Source organism: Oceaniglobus roseus (assembly GCF_002869745.1).
In the GTDB taxonomy this organism is placed as follows: Bacteria; Pseudomonadota; Alphaproteobacteria; order Rhodobacterales; family Rhodobacteraceae; genus Oceaniglobus; species Oceaniglobus roseus.
The window spans coordinates 33,492-53,570 of record NZ_PNOS01000035.1 but is presented as its reverse complement, the minus strand read 5'-3'; the positions used below and the strand labels follow the sequence as shown (position 1 = coordinate 53,570).

Sequence of the window (20,079 nt, the reverse complement as noted above, 5' to 3'; positions counted from 1 at the left end):
AGACGTGGGAGAGTAGGTCACCGCCAAACCTAACGAACAACCCATACCTCTCTGAACAAAACAAACACACAAAACCCCCCGACGATTCAACCGTCGGGGGGTTTGTCGTCCGGAAGAACGGCAGGAAATCCTGACCGACCGGCGCAACTTCCTCCATGTCACGCCGGTCGCAAGGCCCTCCTCACAATCTCCTCTCCGGGCGCGGCGCAAGATCCGCGAGGATCGGGCAGTCGGGCCGGTCGTCGCCCGCGCAGGCGTCGACGAGGTGGGCGAGGGTGCCGCGCATGGTTTCCAGCGCGGCGATCTTTGCCTCCACCTCGGACAGGTGCTCGCGGGCGATCCGTTTCACGTCGCCCGAGGCGCGGTCCTTGTCCTCCCACAGCGCCAGCAGGGTGCGGCAGTCCTCGATGCTGAAGCCGAGCGCGCGGGCGCGGCCGAGGAAGGTCAGCTTGTGCAGGTCCGCCGCGCTGAAGCTGCGATAGCCGTTGTCGCCCCGCGCGGGGCGGATCAGGCCGATGTCCTCGTAGTAGCGGATCGTCTTCGGCGGCAGGCCGGAGCGGTCGGCGGCGTCCTTGATGTTCATGCGGGTTGCCTTTCGTTGATCGTTGCCGCGGACCCCGTGCCGCCGTCGCCCGGCCTGGCCCCCGCCCAGCGGAGGCGCAGGGCGTTGGACAGGACGAAGACGCTCGACAGCGCCATGGCGCCCGCGGCCAGCATCGGCGACAGCAGCGTGCCGGTGACGGGCCAGAGCACGCCGGCGGCCACGGGTATCAGCGCCGTGTTGTAGGCGAAGGCCCAGAACAGGTTCTGGCGGATGTTCCTCAGCGTCGCCCGGCTGATCCCGATGGCGCGCGTGACCCCGGAGAGGTCGCCCGACATCAGCACCACGTCCGCCGTCTCGATCGCGACATCGGTGCCGGTGCCGACCGCGATGCCGATGTCCGCCGCGGCCAGGGCAGGGGCGTCGTTGATGCCGTCGCCGACGAAGACCAGCGTCTCGCCGTCGCGCCGCAGCGCGTCGAGCGCCGCGACCTTGCCGCCGGGCAGCACGTCGGCCACCACGTCGTCGATCCCGAGGTCTGCAGCGATGGCGCGGGCGGTGGCGGCCGTGTCGCCGGTCACCATCGCCACCCTGAGGCCCATGGCGTGCAACGCCGCGACGGTGGCGGCCGAGGTCGCCTTGGGCCGGTCGGCGATGCCCAGAACGGCGACGGCGGCCCCGTCCAGACCGACGAAGACCGGTGTGCGTCCCCGGCGCGACAGCACGGCGGCCCGGTCCTTCAGCGCCGCGGTGTCGATCCCTTCGCCCTCCAGCAGTGCCGCGTTGCCGACCAGCACCTGCGCCCCGGCGACGCGGCCCTTCACGCCGCGGCCCACCAGAACCTCGACGTCCTCCGCCGTCAGCGGTGCGATGCCCCGCGCGCCGGTCGCGCGCAGGAGCGCGGCGGCCAGAGGGTGTTCGGAATCGGCCTCGACGGCAGCGATCCGGGCCAGCACCTGCGCCTCGTCCTGCCCCTCGGCAAGGATCACGTCGGTCAGCTCGGGGCGGCCCTCGGTCAGGGTGCCGGTCTTGTCGAAGGCAATGACGTCGGCGCCCGAGAGGCTTTGCAGCGCGTCGCCCTTGCGGAACAGCACGCCGAGCTCGGCGGCGCGGCCGGTGCCGACCATGACGCTGACCGGCGTGGCGAGCCCCATGGCGCAGGGGCAGGCGACGATCAGGACCGAGACGCCGGCCACCAGGGCGAAGGTCAGCGCCGGGGCGGGCCCGAAGACCAGCCAGGCGAGCACGGTGAGGACCGCCAGCGCCAGGACGCCGGGCACGAACCATCGCACCACCCGGTCGGCCAGCGCCTGGATCGGCAGCTTCGCGCCCTGCGCCTCCTGCACCATCCGCACGATCCCCGACAGCACGGTGTCGGCGCCGACCGCCGTCGCGAGGAGGCGCAGCGCCCCGGTGCCGTTGACCGTGCCGCCGACGACGCGCGCGCCTTCCTCCTTCGCCACCGGGACGGGTTCGCCGGTGATCATGCTCTCGTCCACGAAGGAGCGGCCGGACAGCACCACGCCATCCACCGCCACCCGCTCGCCCGGGCGCAGCATCACGGTATCGCCGCGCCGGATCTCGGCCGTGGGAATCTCGACGGTCGCGCCGTCCCGTTCGACCCGCGCCGTCTTCGGCGCAAGCGAGACCAGCGCGCGGATCGCGGCGCCGGTCTGGCCCTTGGCGCGGGCCTCCAGCCAGCGGCCGAGCAGGATCAGCGTGACGATCACCGCCGCCGCCTCGAAATAGACGGTGCGGGTGCCCTCGGGCAGCAGCGTCGGCAGGAACAGGGCGACGGTGGAATATCCCCAGGCGGCGAGGGTGCCGAGGGCCACCAGCGCGTTCATCTCCGGCGCGCCCTTCAGGAGCGCGGGGATGCCGATGGCATAGAACTGTCGGCCGGGCCAGGCGAGGACCAGCGTCGTCAGCACGAACTGGATCGCCCAGGCGGTCTGCCGGCCGATGCCGGCGTCGATGGCATGGGCGACGCCGGGGATGAAATGGCCGCCCATCTCCATCAGGAAGACCGGCAGGGTCAGCGCCGCGGCGATGGCGGTCTGGCGGGCGAGGTGGCGCGCCTCTTCCGCCTTGCGGTTCTCCATCGGCGGCGCATCGGGGGTTTCGGGCGAGGTGGGATAACCCGCCTCGGTCACGGCGGCGGCGAGGGCTTCGGGGGTGACGGTGCCGGGCAGGTAGATGACGGTGGCCTCCTCGCTGGCGAGGTTCACCGTGGCCGACAGCACGCCGTCCTGCGCGGCAAGCACCCGCTCGACCCGCCCCGAGCAGGAGGCGCAGGACATCTCCCCCACCTTAAGCCGCGCACGGCGCGACTCCGCCGGATAACCCGCCGTCTCGAGCGCGGCGGCGATCTGCGCAGCGGTGGCGCCTTCGACCACCACCCGCGCGCTTTCCTGCGCGAGGTTCACCGATGCCTCCCGCACCCCCGGCACGGCGGCGATGGCGCGTTCGGCCCGTCCGGCGCAGGAGGCGCAGGACATGCCCGTGATTCCGACAGTCAGGGTGCGGCTCATCTCGTCCTCCGGTTCTGCTTCGGACAGGATATGGGGTCTCCAGTCACTGGAAGGTCAAGGCCGGGAAAGATGTTATCTGCGGCCTTGACGTTCCAGCGCTGGAACCGACCATGTGCACGAGGCAAGCCCGAAAGGAGCCGACATGATCCGCCTGACCGTCCCCGACATGACCTGCAACCACTGCAAGGCCTCCATCGAAGCCGCCGTGGAGAAGGTCGACCCCGGCGCCGAAGTGACCGTCGACCTGACATCGAAGGACGTGACGGTGGAGGGCACGGCCTCGGCCGATGACATCCTGTCCGCCATCCGCGCCAAGGGATTCGACGCACGGCCCGCGGCCTGAACGGCGGCGCCTCCCCCTCCGAACAGCAGAGTTGCAAGCGCCGGGATTTCCGGGCCTGATGCCGTCGCGGTGTGAAAGGACGCACCCGCCACCGGAGCGTCGGCCATGGAAAAGAGCCTGTTCGGATTCATCTGGAAGTATTCCAGGCGCAACCAGCTGATCCTGCTCGCGGTCACGCTGCTGACCTTCCCGGTCCTCTACATCTCGCTGGAACTGCCCAAGCGGATCATCAACGACGCGATCGGCGGCACCGGAGAACCGGTGACGCTGCTCGGAGTGAGCTTCAGCCAGACGCAGTACCTGATGCTGCTCTGCTTCGGCTTCCTGCTGGCGGTGCTCGGCAGCGGGCTTCTGAAGATGCGCATCAACACGATGAAGGGCATCCTCGCCGAACGCCTGCTGCGCCGCTTCCGCTATCAGCTCCTGACCCGCATGGCACGCTTCCCGCGGCCCTTCTTCCGCACGGCAAGCCAGGGAGAGCTGACGGCGATGATCACGTCCGAGGCCGAGCCGATGGGCGGGCTGATGGGCGACATGCTGTCCCAGCCCGTGTTCCAGGCGGGGCAGATGGCGACGATCCTCGTCTTCCTCTTCGCGCAGAGCTTCTGGTTCGGCCTCGCCTCGGTCGCGCTGATCCCGCTCCAGGCCTGGCTGATCCCGCGGCTTCAACGCCAGATCAACCAGCTGAACAAGGCCCGGATCCAGGAGACCCGGAAGCTGGCCGCGGACATCGGCGAGACGGCGCAGGGCGTCAGCGACATCCGCACCAACGGCGGCTCGCGCTATCGGCTGGCGCTGTTCTCGGCCCGGCTCGGGACGCTGTTCGGGATCCGGTTCGAGATCTACCAGAAGAAGTTCTTCATGAAGTTCCTGAACAACTTCATCAACCAACTGACCCCCTTCTTCTTCTACCTCGTCGGCGGCTACCTCGCCATCCGCGGCCAGATCACCGTCGGCGCCCTCGTCGCCGCGCTGGCCGCCTACAAGGATCTCTCGGCGCCGTGGAAGGAGCTTCTGGACTACTACAACCAGACCCAGGACATGTCGCTCAGGTGGGAGATCGTGACCGAGCGCTTCGCCCCCCGCACGCTGGTGGACGACGCCCTGTTCGAGGGGATGCCGGAGACGCTGCCGCGGCTCGACGGCGACATCGAGCTGTCGAACGTCACGGTGCGGGACGAGGACGGGCACGTGGTGCTGGACGACATCAGCCTGACGATCCCGAAGGGCGCCCATGTCGCGGTGCAGGCGGCGCACGAGACGGCGGCGCTGGCCTTCGCCGACGTGCTGACGCGCGAGGTGATCCCGCAGCACGGCACGGTCAGGATCGCGGGCCATGCGCTGAACGAGCTGCACCAGGCGGTGGTGGCGAACCGCATCGGCTATGCCCATTCCAAGCCGCACATTTTCAGCGGCACGCTCGGCAACAACCTGCTGCTGCCCTTCATGCACGGCCCCGTCCTCGGGCCCGAGACCCCGCCCGAGGTGCTGCGCTGGCGCGACGAGGCCTGGCGCACCGGCAACAGCACCGATCCGCTGGAGATCGACTGGATCGACCCGGCCCCGGCGGGCTTCGGTTCGGCCGACGAGATCCACGACTGGTGGTTCCAGCTGATCGAGGCCATCGGCATCGACGACGCCATCGTCCGCATGGCCCTGCGCGGCCGGCTGGTGCCCGGAACCCACCCCGGCCTCGAGGCCGAGATCGTGCGCCTGCGCCCGGTGATCGCCGAGCGGCTGAAGGAACGCGGGCTCGACGATATCGTGTTCCGCTATCATCCCGACCGCTACAACCCGGTCTCGCCGCTTGGCAGCAACCTGCTCTATGCCCTGCCGGGCGCGCCCCTGACCCAGCTGAGCCTCGCGGCCGAGCAGAACTTCCTCAAGGTGCTGCGCGACGCGGGCATGACCGCCCCGCTGGCCGAGATGTCGGCCGGCCTGATCGAAGGGCTGGTCTCGACCTTCGGCAAGGACGGCACCGGCCATCCCCTGTTCCGGCGGCTGAACATCGACGAGGACCTGTACCTGCGCCTCGCCGACATCGCCGCGCGCTGGCGGGAGGCCGGGGAGGCGGGGGTGCCGGGCGAGGATTTCGCGCTGATGCTGACGGTGCCCTTCGCCTTCTCGTCCGAACAGTTCGGCCCCGCCTTCACCGACGCCCTGAAGGCGCGGGTGCTGGAGCTGCGACGGTCGAGCGCGGCGCAGATCCTCGACCAGCTCGGCGGGCTCTTCGTGCCGATTGACGAGAGCCGCTATTTCGCGGTGAAGAGCGTGCTCGGAAACGCGATCTTCGGGCGCATCTCGAACTTCGCGGGCGCGCAGGAGAAGCGGGTGGAAGATGTCGTCGTCGAGGTGCTGGGCGAAAACGGCCTGCGCCGCGCCCTCGCGCACACGGTCTACGACGTCACCACGGCGCCGGGGGGCGTGAACCTGACCGCGGACCTGCGCGAGCGCATCGCGTTCAGCCGTGCCGGGATCAAGAAGCCCGACATCCTGATCCTCGCCAACGCGCTGGCCAGCCACGACCGGGTCGAGCGCCGCGCGATGCGCGAGCGGATCGGGGCGATCATGCCGGACACCACGCTGATCTTCATCGAATCCCGGATCGAGACCCCCGAAAGCTACGACCAGTTCATCGAGATCGTCGACGGCCGGATCGGCGGCGGCGAAACCGAGGACGCGGAAGCCGACGAAACGGCGCGCAAGGACCTGAACCGCAAGCTCGGCATCATCGCGCAGACCGACCTGTTCGGCGGGCTCGACACGCGCCAGCAGCGGCTGCTGGCCTTCTCCGCCAGCTGGTACAGGGCCCGGGCGGGGCAGGTGATCTTCCGCACCGGCGACGAACCCGACGCGGCCTACCTCTGCGTCAAGGGTCTGGCCGCGCTCTACTGGCCCGCGGCCTCGGGCGATCCGCTGAAGATCACCGACGTGATCCCGGGGCGGCTGATCGGCGACCTCGGGGTGATCCAGAACCAGGGGCGGCTCCTGGACATGATCGCCACCGAGGACTGCCTGTTCCTGCGGATCGGCGCGACCGAGCTTCTGTCGGTGATCGAGCACGACGCGCAGGTGGCGACGCTGCTGCTGCGCACGGTTGCGACCCACCTGACCACCACGACCGAGGCGATGCGGGCGATGCGGGCCCACGCGACGGCGCGGGGCGTGGACTTCGCCGAGTTCGACGCCGCCCGACGTCCCGCGGAGCGGGCGGAAACCTGACGCCGTCCGACGCGTTGGCCCCCCTGCGGCACCGGCAGGGACGGGGGCCGTCGCGAGAATCCCCGCCCCGGTCGGCCGAGCCGTATGGCCGACCCACCCGGTGCAGGCTAAGGTCCGGGCGGAGGATAATGCACTGATGTTCCTTTTCGAAACCCATATCGCCGTCGTCATCGGCGTGGCGATCACCCTGATGGCGGCCGTCATGGTGCTGCAACAGCGCCGCACGCCGCAGTCGACGGCGGCCTGGCTGATGTTCATCCTGCTGGCGCCCTACCTCGCCATTCCGGTCTTCCTCGCCCTCGGCTTCCGCAAGCGCGGCTCGGGCTTCGTGCCCATCGCCTTCCGCGACGCCGGGGCCGAGGCCGAGGTGCCGGAAGAGGCGACGGGGCGCACGGATCTCGAGAACCTCTTCATCGGCTACGGCATGCCCCCGGCGACCGGCGGAAACGCCCTGCGCCTCTGCGAGGACGGGCAGGACTGCTGGCGCGAGGTGCTGGAGATCGTCGGCAGCGCGACCAAGACGCTGGACGTCACCTTCTACCTCATCGCCGACGATGCCGTGGGCCGCGCCTTCGTCGAGGCGCTGACCGAGAAGGCGCGGGCGGGCGTCCGGGTCCGCCTCATCATCGACCGGCTGGGCGGCTTCCTGCGCCCCGCGCGGCAGCTCTCGGCCCTGCGCGCCGCGGGCGGCGAGGTGCGCGATTTCTCTCCATTGGTGCAGCGGCCGAACCGCGGCCACCTGAACCTGCGCAACCACCGCAAGATGATCCTCGCCGACGGCATGCGGGTGCTGTCGGGCGGGCGCAACATCGGGGCGGAATACCTTGGCCCCGACGCCGAGGGCGGACGGTGGAGCGACCTGTCCTTCGTCCTCGAGGGTCCCGCGGTGCAGGGCTTTGCCGATGTGTTCCGCTCGGACTGGGCCACGACCGGCGGAAAGGAGGCGGAGCCGACGGTGGTCGGAACGGCGCGCGCGGGCGACAGCAAGGTGCAGCTTGTCCCCTCTGGGCCCGACCTGAAGGACGACCCGCTGCACGACGGCCTGGCCTCGGCGATCTACTCGGCGCGGCGGCGGATCTGGATCGTCACACCCTATTTCCTCCCCACCGAGCACCTGGAACACGCCCTGTCCACGGCGGCCCGCGGCGGCGTCGACGTCAGGATCCTGGTGCCCGCCAGGTCGAACCAGCGGATCGCCGACCTGGCCCGGGGCGGATACCTCCGCGGCCTCGGGGCGGTCGGCTGCACGATCCTGCGCTACGAGGGCGGAATGATCCACGCCAAGGCCTGCGTGATCGACGACATGGCCTGCGTCGGCTCGGCGAACTTCGACGTCCGCAGCATGCTGCTGAATTTCGAGATGATGCTGTTCCTCTACGGCGCCGCCGACGTGGCCTGGGTCGCCGACTGGTTCGGGCGGTTCGAATCCCGCTGCCGCACCGGCACCGTGCCCTCGCGGCTCTGGCGGCGCCTGGTCGAGGGAGTGTTCCGGCTCGGGGCGCCGATCCTGTGAGCGCCCCGGCCACCTTCCGTCTCGTCAGCTACAACGTCCGCAAGGCCGTCGGGACCGACCGGCGCCGCGACCCCGAGCGGATCGCGCTCGTCCTCGCCTCGCTCGCCCCGGATGTCGCCATCGTGCAGGAGGCGGACCTCAGGCTGGGTCAGCGCGTCTCGGCATTGCCGCAGGCGCTGGTACACCGCCACACCGGCCTCGTGCCCGTCGACCTGGCGCGCAGCCCGGTCAGCCTCGGCTGGCACGGCATCGCCGTCTTCATCCACCCCGGCACCGAGGTCGAGGGGATCGAGCGGCTGGACCTGCCGGGGCTCGAACCGCGGGGCGCGGTGATCGTCGACCTCGCGCTCCCCGCGGGGAGGGTCCGCGTGGTCGGGGTCCACATGGGGCTTCTGCGCAGTTCGCGCCGCAAGCAGCTGAGCCGGATCCTCGACCATCTCGCGACGCTGCCGCCGCGCCCCACCGTCATCGGCGGCGATTTCAACGAAATATCGACGACGGTCGGCCTCGGGCGCCTCGCGGCGAAGTTCCGGATCGAGTCGCCCGGCCCCTCCTTCCACGCCCGCCGCCCCTTCGCCGCGCTCGACCGCTTCGCCCACGACGCGGGCCTGCGGCTGCTGAACACCGGCGTCCTGCGCGACGACCTCAGCCGCAGGGCGTCGGACCACCTGCCGGTCTGGGCCGAATGCGCGCTGGAGGCGGGGCCGGGCGCCAAAGAACGCCCGGAGGCAGGCCGGGCCGACTGATCCGGTCCCCGGAACCAGAGGCGAAGGCCAGGCGCCGACGGATGGCAGGGCTACCGCGTCGACCGAATGCGCGGGCCGCTTCCGGGGCGTGCGGTTCCCGTCGCCTCAGACGGCGCGCGACGGATCGGCCTCGATATGGGCGGCGATCGCGGCGGGTGTGGTCAGCCACACGTCCTCGTGCCCCGCGGCGACGTGGCGGAGGGCGCGGGTCAGGGCGGCCAGCCGGAAGGGCTGGCCGGAGATGAAGGAGTGGACGACGATCGACATGACGAGCGGCCGCTCCCGCGCCGCAAGCCGCAGCTCGTCGAACTCGTCGCGGATCATCCGCGCGAAGGCGTCCGCGGTGGTCTGGCGCCCGATGAGGGTGGTGGAATCGTTCAGCTCCAGCGCATAGGGCAGCGCCAGCAGCGGGCCGGACCGGGTGTCGAGCCACACGGGCTGATCGTCGAGGCGCAGGTCCAAGAGATAGCGATAGCCCGCTTCCTTCAGCAGATCAGCGGTCAGATCCGTCTGCGCCAGCCACGGCGACGACCAGCCGCCGGGGCGTGCGCCTTCCTCGGCGGCGATCCGCGACGCGACGGCGTCGAGATAGCGCGCCTCGGCCTCCGGGGGCATCTCGGCCAGGGTGTCGGAGTTGCTGATGCCGTGGCCGATCACCTCGCATCCCGCGGCGCGGGCATGGTCGGTCAGGGCCGGGGCACTGTCGTAGACGGCGGTGTTCAGCAGGATCCCCAGAGGCACCCCCAGGTCGGCGCAGCGGTCGATCAGGCGGAAGCCCCCGACCCGGTTCCCGTAGTCGCGCCACGAGGTGTTGACGAAATCAGGCTTCGGCGCGCCGGGGAAGATGTCCTCGGTCTGGCCGGGGCCGAAATTGTACTCCTCGACGCCCATCACGACATAGACGGCCAGCCGTTTCCCGCCGGGCCAGTCGAAGTCCGGCCGCTCGGTGATCGGCGCATAGGCATAGCGGGTCTGGCGCGTCAGCATCCTGTCGCCCTTCCTGTCAGGTGGGTGAAGCCGGGCCCAAGCGGCTTGTCCGGGGGCGCGGCGAAGGTGGAGGCGCGGGAGGTGGGAAGACGGCAGCGCACCAGCATCTCGGCCATCCCGACGGCGCTTGCCACCCCGTCGATCACCGGCACGCCAAGCGCGGCCTGCATCGGCTGCGCCAGATGTCCGATCCCCGCGCAGCCGAGCACGATCGCCTCGGCCCCCTCCGCGACGGCGCGCCGGGCCTCGGCGGTCAGCAGGTCGCGCACCGCGGCCTCGTCCGCATCGCCGTGCAGCACCGGAAGATCGACCGCGCGGATCGGCAGGCAGCGCCCGGCCAGCCCCAGTCCGAGGTTCGCCACGACCCGGTGGGCGTGCAGGCGGGTGCGGGCGGGCAGGGTGACGATCGAGAAGGTCTGCGCCACCAGCGCCGCCGCCATCAGCGCCGCCTCGGTCATGCCCACCGCGGGGACCGCCGCCGCCTCGCGCGCGGCGGCAAGGCCGGTATCGCCGAAACAGGCGATGACGAAGGCGTCGATCTCCTCGTCCCGAAGCCGCGCGATCTCGGCCAGGGCGCCGATGGCGCCGATGGCCTCGTCGAAGCTGCTTTCGATCGAGGGCACGCCGTCCCGCGGCTCGCTCACCGTGACGGTGGTGCCCGGAGCCGCCACGGCCTCGGCGGCGGCGAGGTCGAGCGCCGAGAGGTCGGCGGTGGTGTTGGGATTGATGATGTGGATGCGCATGGGAGTCCTCAGGCCATCTGTTCAAGCCAGACGCGGGCGATCTCGTCGCGCCGGGCGACCCAGGCGCCGCGGGCGGTCATGTGGTCGAGCATCGCCCGCAGCCCGCCGATCCGGGCGGGGCGGCCGACGATGCGGGTGTGCAGGCCGACGGTCATCATCTTCGGCACCTCCTCCTGCGCCAGCCAGTCGAAGGCGTCGCAGCAGTAGCGCGCGAAGTCGCCGCCGTGCACGAAGCGGCCGCCGTTGAAGAACTGCATGTCGTTGCTGTCGAAGGCATAGGGCAGGACCAGGTAGGGCGGGTCGCGGCGCAGGATCGCCGGCAGGTCGTCGTTGTAGGCGTTGCAGTCGTAGAGGAACCCCTCTTCCATCAGCAGCCGCCGCGTGGCGGGCGAGGGGTGGCTCTTCACGTGCCAGCCAAGGGGGCGCGTCCCGAGAAGCTCCTCGAAAGTCTCCACACACCGCCGGATCGTCGCGCGTTCCTCGTCTTCGGTCATGGCGTTGTGATGCTCCCACCGCCAGCCGTGGCACATCGCCTCGTGACCGGCGGCGACGGCGTGCTGCCCGAGCCAAGGCGTGCGCACCAGGGCGCGGCCGCAGAGGTTGAGGGTCAGGGGCACGCCGAAGCTTTCGAACAGCCGGGCGATGCGCCAGTACCCGGCGCGGGGGCCGTACTCGAAGTGCGATTCGATGCAGAAGTCGCGCTGGCCCAGCACCTCGTCGACGACCTCGTAAAGGGATTCGTTGCGCCCGTCGCCGGAAGAGATCGCGTGCTCGGCGCCCTCCTCGACGTTCAGGACGAAGGAGACGGCGACGCGGGCGCCGTCGGGCCAGGTCACGCGCGGCGGGTGGGCGCCGTAGCCGAGGAAATCGCGCTGGTCGTTCACCGTCCGAGCCTCCGTTCCATGTCGACGTCCGTGGCGAAGGCGCGCCGCACCATCTCGCGGTAGGGGCCCTCGAGCTCGGCGGCGCTGTCGCGCAGGGCGCGGGCAGCGTCGCGCAGGCCGGGCTCGATACGGCGCAGCTGCCGCACCAGGTCCGCCTCGTCGATCGTCGTCAGCCGACCGTCCCGCATCACCACCTCGCCCGCGACGACGGTATGCACCACCGACGCCCCGGTCTCGCACAGCACCAGCTGGCGGCGGATGTCGTGCAGCGGCCGGTAGGGCGGCGCGTCGAGGTCGAGCACCGCGAAATCCGCGGCGGCACCCACGGCGATCCGGCCCAGCGGGGCGGGGCGGCGCAGCACCCGGTTGCCGCCGTCCCAGACCGCCGACAGGATCTCCTCGGCCCGCGGCCATGTCGCGGGGTCGGGATCGCCCAGCGCGTGGATGTTCGCCGCGGTCTTCATCGCGACCCACAGGTTGTGGCTGTCGTCGCTGATCGCCTCGTCCGTGCCGAGGCAGATCGGCACCCCGGCCCGCGCCAGCGCCCGGAACGGCATCACGCCGCTGCCAAGCCGCATGTTGCAGACGGGGTTGTGCGCGACGGTGGCGCCCGATGCGGCCAGCAGCGCGATGTCGTCGTCGTCGACCCAGATGGCGTGGATCACCTGCATGTGCGCGTCCAGCACGCCCTCGTCGTGGACGTGGCGCACCAGCGACTTGCCGTATTTCATGTCGCCCAGCACCCGCTGGGTCCGGGTTTCGAGGATGTGGCAAAAGAACGGCAGGTCGTGCCGCCTGGCCAGCGCCGACAGCGCCCGCAGGTAGTCCGGCGTCGCCCGCTGCGGGGCCGAGCAGGAGAGGGCGGCACCGATCCGTCCGCCTCCGGCGCCGTGCCAGCGCGAGATCAGGTGGTCGTAATGCGCCAGCATCCCCTCGGGCGTCTCGCGCGGCAGCGCCCGCATCCGGGCCTTCTGCCCTTCGCTCAGAATCTCGGCCAGGAAGGGATATTTCTCGTATTCCACCACCACCGGCTGGTCGAGGCCCAGGGTCGCGCGCATCCCGCTCTCGTCGTAGGCGCCGGCAATGGCGTCGATGGCACCCGTGGTCGTCAGCGGCACGAAGAAGGCGTCATCCGCCACGGTCGTGATCCCGAGGCGCAGCATCTCGGCCGCGCCGAGAAGGGTGCGCAGGCGCAGGACCCCCGCCTCTTCGCCGCCGTCGTCCTGCTGCGGCACCTCGTAGAGCATGAACACCTCGAGCGGCAGGCCGTCCAGCGTGCCGCGCATCAGGTTCCCCGGCGAGTGGATGTGCGCGTTGATCAGGCCGGGGACGACCAGCCTGCCGGTGACGTCCAGCACCTCGGCGCCGGGCAGGATGTCGGCGGGCAGGTCCGCCGAAATGGCTTTGATCGTCCCGCCCTCGACGGCTATGTCGGCGGCAACCGGGGCGGGGCTTGCGGCATCGGCCAGGATCAGGCCGCCCCTCAGGATCAGATCAGACATGGGAGTTCCTTTCGTGGACCGACCGCTCGACTTCGTGCTCTGGAACGTCCGGCCCGACACCGTGCAGGACAATGTCGACGCCTTCGTGCGGGACACCGGCACGCCGGTCGGGATGCGCGTGGTGGAGGGCGACTATCACCGGCTTCTCGGTGCGGAGTTCGCCACCGGTCGGGGCCCCGACCTTTTCTATGCGCAGCGCGCCGAGGCGGCGCTCTGGGGGGCGGAGGGGCATGTCGCGCCGCTCGATCCCGGCCACCCCGCGCTGGCCCCGGCACTCTCGGCCATGGATCCGAGGCTGGTCGAGGGGGCGCGGGACGGGCGGGGCCGACTGCTGGGGCTGACCTATTACAATGGCGGGCCCTTCGCGCTTTTCCTGCGCGAGGGGCTGGAGCCGCCCGCGACGTGGCCCGCGTTTCTCGACCTCATGCGCCGCTGCAAGCGGGACGGCCTTGCGCGGCATCCCTTCGTGCCCCGCTGGCACGCCACGCAGACCGGTCTGGCCTGGAGCCTGTTGTGCCACCTCGCCACCGAGGGCGTCTTCGCATTGGAGGATGAAGCGGCCGTGCGGGAGGTGCTGGACCTCTGGGCCGCCCTGCTGTCCGAGGACCTGGTGCCGCCCGAAAGCCTCGACGATGCGGGGGACGCTCCGGCGCTGCACCGCTGGGCCAGCGGCGCCCACTGTGCGACCTTCACCATGGATTACCTGGCGGCCGACGCCCTCGAATTGTCCGGCGCGCCCGTGGGGGTTCCCGTGCCGCTTCCGGGACGGACGGGCACGCCGTTGATGCCGGGGCACGCGCTTTTGTGCCTGAGACGCGGCGTGGAAGGGCAAAGGCGCGACGATGCGCTGGCGCTCATGGCCTGGCTCGGGGGGGAGGGCGTGCATCGCCGCTGGCACCGCGACCATTTCTTCCCCGTCGCCTGCGACATGGGGGGAGCGTGGGAGCAGCATGAACGGTTGTTCCCCGCCCCGGTCGCCAAGGCCGCCGTCGCACGGATCGCCGCCGACCGGGCGCGGGCGGTCTGCTCGCCGGTGACGCGGGGCGAGAACGCCCTCGACTGGAGCGCGGCGGCGGACCGGGAGATCAGGGCGGCGCTGCGCGCGGGCGCCCCGGACCTCGGGCAGACCGCGCGGCGGGTGGTGGAGGCCTGGCATGGCTAGGACATGCCTTGCAGGCGCCGCCCGGCCTCGTCCGGGTCCAGCGCAAGGGCCGCGTCGGCGCCCGAGCAGCCGATGACCATGCCCGCCGCGACGATGGCGCGGCGCGCCGCCTCGACCGGGTCGAGCCCCAGCATCCGGCAGGCGCAATAGGCGCCGCCGAAACTGTCGCCCGCCCCGGTCACGTCGACGACCTCGACCGGCGGCACCGGAACCTCGCTGGTGCCGCCGCCATGGGCCAGGATCACCGACTGCGCGCCGCGCTTGATGATCGCCTCGGCGAAACCGGCCGATGCCAGCGCCCGTGCCGCGCCCCGCCAGTCCCCGGCGGCGATGTGGGCGCTTTCCATCTCGCTCGGCATCACCGCGTCGGCGCCCGGAAGCGCGGCGGCCAGGCCCGGCGCGTCGAGGCCGCGGGCGACGAAGGGCGAGGGGTCGACCGAGATGTATCCTGCCTTCCCGCGCAGCGCGGCCAGGCTTTGCGGCGTGCGGTCGCGCACCTGGTTGTTCAGATGTGCGGCCTTCGCGGGCAGCCAGGCGGCCGGGACGTCGGCGGCCTCGGGCGAGAAGGTCAGGAGGTAGTCGAGGTAGGTGTCGGTGTCGCCCGGATCGCCCTCCGAGCCGATATGGGTCAGCCCGGCATTCTTCGGCAGGCAGCGGCGCGATCCGTCGGTCTCGTAGACGATCCACTCGGTGATGTGCGGCAGGTCGACGGCGCGGCAGTGGACGTGCCCGATCCCCGCGCCGCGCAGCATCGCCTCGACATCGAACGGGAAGCCCGTACCGATGCGCAGCGTCACCCCTATGCGGGCGGGATCCAGCCAGAGCCGCGCGCCCGCCGCCGAGTAGATGGCGTTGCCGCCCATCTTCGCCTCCCAGGGGGCGGGCACGGCGGGCACGACATGGTCGATCGTGACCTGTCCGAGGAGGAGCAGATCGGGTCCGCTCACGCCAGGCTCGCCACGTCGTCGCGGATCGCGCTGTTCGAGATCAGCTCGAACCCGTCGGTGCGGCGCAGCGGGATCGCCGTGATTCCCGACAGATGCGCCATGTAGAGCACCAGCAGCTGCGCGGGCAGGTGATAGACCATGGGCGACAGTAGGTCGCCGAGATCCTCTGGCATGGCGAAATGCGCGAAGGCGTCGGACCCGTCGGCCGAGCCCGGCGCGACCAGCAGCGCGCGGCCGCCCGCGCCCTTCATGCCCGAAACGATCTCCGCCGCCCGGTCCGCCGAATTGCCCGGCGGAGCGATGACAAAGGCGACCGAGGCCTCGCGCCAGTTGAAGTAGGTCAGGAAGTATTCGAGATGGGCCCATTCCTCGAGATCCTGATGCACGCCGTTGATCGGCATCTGCTCGTGGAACTTCGCGGCGGAGTAGGCGGCGGTGCCGCGGCTGGGCCCGGCGCCGAGGGCGAAGATCGTGTGGATGCCGGACAGCTTCGCGGCGGTGTCCCGCGCGGTGGCGTCGATGTCGCGCGCGGCCTGCGGCAGGCACTCGACCGAACGGCGCAGGTCGGCGCGCAGCCCGGCGGCCCCGGCGTCGGACAGGTGGCCGCGGGTGCTGCCGAGTTCGATGCCGAAGGTGAACAGCGCCTGAAGGACCGCGACGTATTCGGCGAAGTTCAGGAAGCAGCGGCCATAGCTTTCGGGCATCCCCGAGATGTCGCCGACCGGGCGGTGCACCACGGCGTCGGCGCTTTTCGCAAGGCGCCCCTCCATCGTGCCGGTGATGCCGATGGTGACCAGTCCCGCGCTTTTCGCCAGCGCGACGCATTCGCGCGCCCGCGACGACGAGCCCGAGTTCGAGATGCTGACGATCACGTCGCCCTCGCGGCAGACCGGGATCTGGTAGCGCGCCAGCTCCATCGCCGTCAGCGCCTGCACGGGCAGGCCGGTCCAGCGCTCCAGCGCGGGCGCGGCCGAGAGCGCGGCGAAATAGCTGTCGCCCGAACCGGCGAGGAACAGCCGCTTCGCCTGCGCGACTCCGGGCTTCTGCAGCGCGGCGGCGACGGTGGCGTCGACGGTCTTCACCAGCCCTTCGTAGTCGAGCGCCGTCCGCATCGCGGTTTCTATGTCGTCGGCATGGGGCGGAAACGGAGCTTGGGTCACGCGGTCGGGTCCTTCTTCACTTCGGTTGGGTCGGGGCGCGAGGGGCTGGGCCCCCCGGGATGGACGGCGTGGCAGGCGGCCATGTGGCCGCCGCCGAAATCGGTCATCGCCGGGTCGACGCGCGCGCAGACCTCCATGGCGATGGGGCAGCGGGTATGGAACCGGCAGCCGGGCGGCGGGAAGGCCGGGCTGGGGATGTCGCCCTTCAGGACCGGCACCTCGCGCGTCGCCTCGACCTCGGGATCGGGCGAGGGGGCGGCGGCCAGCAGGGCCTTCGTGTAGGGATGGCGCGCGTTGGCGGTGATGTCGGCGGCGCGCCCGATCTCGACCAGCTGGCCCAGGTACATCACCGCGACCCGGTCGGCGAAGCTGAACACGCGGGCCAGATCGTGGGAGATGAACAGGTAGGTCAGCGAGAAGCGGTCGCGCAGTTCGTCGAACAGCTTCAGGATCTGGAGCTGCATCGACACGTCGAGGGCCGACAGCGGTTCGTCGGCGACGATGAAGTCGGGCTGCAGGATCACCGCGCGGGCGATCGCGACGCGCTGGCGCTGGCCGCCCGAGAACTCGTGCGGATAGCGCGCGGCGAAGTCGGGACTCAGCCCGACCGCATCGAGGATCTCGGACACCTTCCCGCGCACCTCGGCGCGGGAGGTCTTGCCGTGGACGTGCAGCGGCTCGGCCAGCGTGTCGAAGATCCGCGCCTTGGGGTTCAGGGAGGAATAGGGGTCCTGGAAGATCATCTGGAACCGCGAACGCGCGCTGCGCAGCGCCTCGCCCCGCAGGTGGGTGATGTCCTCGCCGTCGAAGCGCAGCGCGCCCCGCGCGATGGGGGCGGTGCGGATCATCGCCCGCCCCAGCGTGGACTTGCCGCAGCCGGATTCCCCGACCAGCGCCACCGTCTCGCCGCGCCGGATCGACAGGTCCATGTTGCGCACAGCCTGCACCACCGGCGCGGGACGGCGCGACAGCAGCGGCTTGCGCAGGGTGAACTCGACCGACAGCTTGCGGGCCTCGACCAGAACGGGCTGATCCATCACGCGCCTCCCGTCAGGGGGTGGAAACATGCCGCCCGCCGGTCCTGGCCGCGATCTTCCAGCGGCGGGATCCTCGAACGGCAGAGATCGGTCGCGCGGGGACAGCGGGGTGCGAAGGCGCAGGCCTCGATCCGCTGCGCGGGATCGGGGGGCGTGCCGGGGATCGGCGTCTGCTGGCGGAACGGCACGTCGAAGCGGGAGGTCGAGTCGAGCAGCCCGCGCGTGTAGGGATGGGCGGGGGCGGAATAGAGGACGGAGCTCGGCGCGTCCTCGACGATGCGCCCGCCGTACATGACCACCACGCGCCGGGCCACCCGGGCAAGCAGGGCGAGGTCGTGGGTGACCCAGATCATCGCCATGCCGACCTCGCGCTGGATGCCCTGCACCAGCCGGATGATGTCGGCCTGCACGGTCACGTCCAGCGCCGTCGTCGGCTCGTCCGCGATCAGAAGCTTCGGGCGCAGGGCAAGGGCCATGGCGATCATCATGCGCTGGCGCATGCCGCCCGAGGCCTCGTGGGGGTGCTGGTTGACCCGCAGCTCGGGCGAGGGAATCCCGACCTGGCGCAGCAGGTCGATGGCAACCGTCCTCGCCTCGGCCCGGTCGAGGCCGCGATGGCGGCGCAGCCCCTCCGTCACCTGGCGGCCCACGGTCAGCACCGGGTTGAGCGAGCTGAGCGGATCCTGGAAGATGTAGGACACGGTCGGCCCGCGCAGCGCCTCGAGCTGGCGCTTCCTCAGCCCGAGCACCGGCTGGCCGTCGAGGTCCAGCCGGTCGGCCCGGATGCCGGCCTGCTTCTCGTCCAGCAGCCGCGCGACGGACATCATCGCGACGGACTTGCCCGAGCCGCTTTCGCCGACCACGCCCACGACCTCGCCGGGTTGGAGCCGCAGCGACACGCCGCGCACCGCGTGGATCGACCGGCCGCCCTGGCGGAAGGTGACGTGCAGATCCTCGATATCCAGTATGGAAGCGCTCAATTGCCGATCCTCGGGTTGAAGCGGTCCTGGAGCCAGTCGCCGCAGAGGTTGCCACCGAGCACGGTCAGCGCGATGGCGAGGCCGGGCATCGCGGTCAGCCACCAGGCCGTCTGCAGGTAGGCCCGCCCGTCGTTCAGCATGACGCCCCAGGACGGGTTCGACCCGTCCACCCCGACCCCGAGGAAGGACAGCGCGGCCTCGGCCAGGATCGCCTGCGCCATGGAGAAGCTGGCGACGACGACGATGGGCGAAAGCGTGTTCGGCAGGACGGTGGTGCGCAGGATGCGGGCCGTGGGCACGCCGACGCTGATCGCGGCGTGGACATAGTCCTGGTTCTTCACCGACATCACCATGCCGCGGACGACGCGGGCGTAGTTGACCCATGCGCCGAGGGCGAGGACGAAGACCACGGGCCAGAAGCCGCCGCCGAAGGTCGCCAGCAGGAAGATCGCGAGCAGGATGAAGGGGAAGGACAGCTGGGCGTTGATGACGACGGACAGGATGTTGTCGATCCAGCCGCCGAAATATCCCGCGACGATGCCGATGGTCGAGCCGATGCTGGCCCCGACGATCACCGCCGCCACGCCCACGGCCAGCGAGATGCGCGAACCCCAGATCACCCGCGAGAGGATGTCGCGCCCCAGGTTGTCGGTGCCCAGCGGATGGGCGAGGGAGCCGCCGTCGATCCACATCGGCGGCTTCATCCGCGCCAGCAGGCTGACCGCGGTGGGATCGTGGGGCGCGATCCACGGCGCAAGCAGGGCGCAGCCTGCCGCCAGAAGCAGGATCGTCGCGCCGATGAGGCCGAGCGTGTCGCGCCGGCCGGGACGAAGGCGGAAGCGCGGGCTCATGACAGCTTCACCCGCGGGTCGATGACGACGTAGAGCAGGTCGACAAGGAAGTTGATCAGCACGAAGGCCGTCGCCGCGAACAGCACGACGCCTTGCAGCAGCGGGAAGTCGCGCTGGTAGACGGCGTTGACGGCCAGCCGGCCGACGCCGGGCCAGGCGAAGATCGTCTCGGTGATGAAGGCGCCGCCGATCAGCTCGGCCAGCTCGAGCCCCGCCATGGTCACGACGGGGATCATGGCGTTGCGGAAGGAGTGGACCCAGAGCACGGTCTTCTGGCGCAGCCCCTTGGCGCGGGCGGTGCGGACGTAATCCGCGTTCAGCACCTCGAGCATGCTGGCGCGCATCAGCCGGGTCAGGCGCGCGGCCGATTGCAGGGCGATGGTGATGGCGGGCAGGATCAGGTAGCTGATCCCGCCGTAGCCCGAGACCGGCAGCAGGCGCAGCTGGACCGCGAAGAGGGCGATCAGCATCAGCCCGATCCAGAAGTTCGGCGCCGACTGGCCGATCATGGCGACGCTGGTCGCCAGGAAATCCCAGACGGTGTTGCGGTTCAGGGCGATGAAGATGCCAAGCGGCACCGCGATGAGCAGCGACAGCACGAACCCCGTCGCCGCCAGTTGCAGCGTGGCGGGCAGGCGTTCGAGGATCAGGTCGCTGACCGCGGTCTGCTGGACGAAGGAGAAGCCGAGGTCGCCCCGCAGCGCGTTGCCGATGAAGCTGAAGTACTGGACCAGCAGGGGCCGGTCGAGCCCGAGATAGGAGCGCAGCTCGTCCTTGGCCTCGCGGGTGGCGTTCTCGGGGGCCATCAGCTCGACCGGATCGCCGGTCAGGTGGCCGATGATGAAGGTCCCGAAGGAGACGACCAGAAGGACGATGACGGCCATGAACAGGCGGCGGAGCAGGAACCGGAGCATTGCGGGAGAAACCTTG

The 20,079-nt window shown here is 70.8% G+C and carries 17 protein-coding genes; 5 read left to right on the top strand and 12 right to left on the bottom strand.

The annotated features are described in order from the left end of the window. Positions 1-181: 181 nt before the first annotated feature. On the bottom strand, positions 182-583 hold the full coding sequence (gene cueR, locus A7B20_RS16410; protein ID WP_102109666.1) for a Cu(I)-responsive transcriptional regulator: 402 nt from the start codon (positions 581-583) through the stop codon (positions 182-184). After that, the gene (locus A7B20_RS16405) at positions 580-3,072 is read right to left on the bottom strand and encodes a heavy metal translocating P-type ATPase (RefSeq protein WP_102109665.1); all 2,493 of its coding nucleotides are present in this window, start codon (positions 3,070-3,072) and stop codon (positions 580-582) included. Before A7B20_RS16405 ends, cueR begins: the two co-directional genes overlap by 4 nt. 142 nt (positions 3,073-3,214) lie before the next feature. On the opposite strand from A7B20_RS16405, the gene A7B20_RS16400 reads away from it, so the two are divergent. From A7B20_RS16400 to A7B20_RS16385, 4 genes are all read left to right on the top strand, one after another. Continuing rightward, the gene (locus A7B20_RS16400; RefSeq protein WP_102109664.1) at positions 3,215-3,415 is read left to right on the top strand and encodes a heavy-metal-associated domain-containing protein; all 201 of its coding nucleotides are present in this window, start codon (positions 3,215-3,217) and stop codon (positions 3,413-3,415) included. Between the two features lie 105 nt (positions 3,416-3,520). Next, positions 3,521-6,637 carry an ABC transporter transmembrane domain-containing protein gene (locus A7B20_RS16395; protein ID WP_102109663.1) on the top strand — a complete coding sequence of 1,039 codons (3,117 nt, stop codon included), beginning with the start codon at positions 3,521-3,523 and terminating at the stop codon, positions 6,635-6,637. 136 nt (positions 6,638-6,773) lie between these two features. Next, positions 6,774-8,150: a phospholipase D-like domain-containing protein gene (locus tag A7B20_RS16390; RefSeq protein ID WP_102109662.1), complete on the top strand. Its 1,377-nt coding sequence runs from the start codon at positions 6,774-6,776 to the stop codon at positions 8,148-8,150. Further along, positions 8,147-8,896: an endonuclease/exonuclease/phosphatase family protein gene (locus A7B20_RS16385; RefSeq protein WP_102109661.1), complete on the top strand. Its 750-nt coding sequence runs from the start codon at positions 8,147-8,149 to the stop codon at positions 8,894-8,896. Before A7B20_RS16390 ends, A7B20_RS16385 begins: the two co-directional genes overlap by 4 nt. A gap of 105 nt (positions 8,897-9,001) precedes the next feature. Here the strand turns inward: A7B20_RS16385 and A7B20_RS16380 are convergent, their stop codons facing one another. Genes A7B20_RS16380 through A7B20_RS16365 form a run of 4 tightly spaced genes read right to left on the bottom strand, consistent with a single transcriptional unit; the run spans position 9,002 to position 13,012 of the window. Then, positions 9,002-9,883 (bottom strand): polysaccharide deacetylase family protein, encoded by an 882-nt coding sequence (locus A7B20_RS16380; RefSeq protein WP_102109660.1) that lies wholly within the window; start codon positions 9,881-9,883, stop codon positions 9,002-9,004. Further along, positions 9,877-10,626, bottom strand: a complete 750-nt coding sequence (locus A7B20_RS16375; RefSeq protein WP_102109659.1) for an aspartate/glutamate racemase family protein — start codon at positions 10,624-10,626, stop codon at positions 9,877-9,879. Before A7B20_RS16375 ends, A7B20_RS16380 begins: the two co-directional genes overlap by 7 nt. Before the next feature lie 8 nt (positions 10,627-10,634). Continuing rightward, a complete protein-coding gene (locus A7B20_RS16370; RefSeq protein WP_102109658.1) occupies positions 10,635-11,510 on the bottom strand; it encodes a polysaccharide deacetylase family protein in 876 nt (291 codons plus the stop codon). Further along, a complete protein-coding gene (locus A7B20_RS16365; protein WP_102109657.1) occupies positions 11,507-13,012 on the bottom strand; it encodes an amidohydrolase family protein in 1,506 nt (501 codons plus the stop codon). The genes A7B20_RS16370 and A7B20_RS16365 overlap by 4 nt, the downstream gene beginning before the upstream one ends. 13 nt (positions 13,013-13,025) lie before the next feature. Here A7B20_RS16365 and A7B20_RS16360 point away from each other — a divergent pair, with 13 nt between their 5' ends. After that, positions 13,026-14,174, top strand: a complete 1,149-nt coding sequence (locus tag A7B20_RS16360; RefSeq protein ID WP_172961043.1) for a type 2 periplasmic-binding domain-containing protein — start codon at positions 13,026-13,028, stop codon at positions 14,172-14,174. Here the strand turns inward: A7B20_RS16360 and A7B20_RS16355 are convergent. The 6 genes from A7B20_RS16355 to A7B20_RS16330 are packed head-to-tail and all read right to left on the bottom strand — an operon-like array spanning position 14,171 to position 20,063. Further along, complete coding sequence (locus A7B20_RS16355) at positions 14,171-15,121, bottom strand: carbohydrate kinase family protein (RefSeq protein ID WP_102109655.1); 951 nt, start codon at positions 15,119-15,121, stop codon at positions 14,171-14,173. The two genes, A7B20_RS16360 and A7B20_RS16355, sit on opposite strands and share 4 nt — an antisense overlap. Beyond that, on the bottom strand, positions 15,118-16,281 hold the full coding sequence (locus A7B20_RS16350) for an SIS domain-containing protein (RefSeq protein WP_157937710.1): 1,164 nt from the start codon (positions 16,279-16,281) through the stop codon (positions 15,118-15,120). The genes A7B20_RS16355 and A7B20_RS16350 overlap by 4 nt, the downstream gene beginning before the upstream one ends. Continuing rightward, on the bottom strand, positions 16,278-17,318 hold the full coding sequence (locus tag A7B20_RS16345; protein WP_216641214.1) for an ABC transporter ATP-binding protein: 1,041 nt from the start codon (positions 17,316-17,318) through the stop codon (positions 16,278-16,280). The genes A7B20_RS16350 and A7B20_RS16345 overlap by 4 nt, the downstream gene beginning before the upstream one ends. Beyond that, positions 17,318-18,298, bottom strand: coding sequence for an ABC transporter ATP-binding protein (locus tag A7B20_RS16340; protein WP_102109669.1), 981 nt, complete (start codon positions 18,296-18,298; stop codon positions 17,318-17,320). Before A7B20_RS16340 ends, A7B20_RS16345 begins: the two co-directional genes overlap by 1 nt. Then, positions 18,295-19,149: an ABC transporter permease gene (locus A7B20_RS16335; RefSeq protein ID WP_102109652.1), complete on the bottom strand. Its 855-nt coding sequence runs from the start codon at positions 19,147-19,149 to the stop codon at positions 18,295-18,297. The genes A7B20_RS16340 and A7B20_RS16335 overlap by 4 nt, the downstream gene beginning before the upstream one ends. Next, a complete protein-coding gene (locus tag A7B20_RS16330; protein WP_102109651.1) occupies positions 19,146-20,063 on the bottom strand; it encodes an ABC transporter permease in 918 nt (305 codons plus the stop codon). Before A7B20_RS16330 ends, A7B20_RS16335 begins: the two co-directional genes overlap by 4 nt. Positions 20,064-20,079 lie beyond the last annotated feature (16 nt).

What these genes read in the sequence shown, in the direction of transcription:
- cueR (WP_102109666.1), bottom strand. Translation starts at nt 583, where the DNA reads ATGAACATCAAGGACGCCGCCGACCGCTCCGGCCTGCCGCCGAAGACG.
- A7B20_RS16400 (WP_102109664.1), top strand. Translation starts at nt 3,215, where the DNA reads ATGATCCGCCTGACCGTCCCCGACATGACCTGCAACCACTGCAAGGCC.
- A7B20_RS16395 (WP_102109663.1), top strand. Translation starts at nt 3,521, where the DNA reads ATGGAAAAGAGCCTGTTCGGATTCATCTGGAAGTATTCCAGGCGCAAC.
- A7B20_RS16405 (WP_102109665.1), bottom strand. Translation starts at nt 3,072, where the DNA reads ATGAGCCGCACCCTGACTGTCGGAATCACGGGCATGTCCTGCGCCTCC.
- A7B20_RS16330 (WP_102109651.1), bottom strand. Translation starts at nt 20,063, where the DNA reads ATGCTCCGGTTCCTGCTCCGCCGCCTGTTCATGGCCGTCATCGTCCTT.
- A7B20_RS16390 (WP_102109662.1), top strand. Translation starts at nt 6,774, where the DNA reads ATGTTCCTTTTCGAAACCCATATCGCCGTCGTCATCGGCGTGGCGATC.
- A7B20_RS16375 (WP_102109659.1), bottom strand. Translation starts at nt 10,626, where the DNA reads ATGCGCATCCACATCATCAATCCCAACACCACCGCCGACCTCTCGGCG.
- A7B20_RS16335 (WP_102109652.1), bottom strand. Translation starts at nt 19,149, where the DNA reads ATGAGCCCGCGCTTCCGCCTTCGTCCCGGCCGGCGCGACACGCTCGGC.
- A7B20_RS16345 (WP_216641214.1), bottom strand. Translation starts at nt 17,318, where the DNA reads ATGGATCAGCCCGTTCTGGTCGAGGCCCGCAAGCTGTCGGTCGAGTTC.
- A7B20_RS16380 (WP_102109660.1), bottom strand. Translation starts at nt 9,883, where the DNA reads ATGCTGACGCGCCAGACCCGCTATGCCTATGCGCCGATCACCGAGCGG.
- A7B20_RS16365 (WP_102109657.1), bottom strand. Translation starts at nt 13,012, where the DNA reads ATGTCTGATCTGATCCTGAGGGGCGGCCTGATCCTGGCCGATGCCGCA.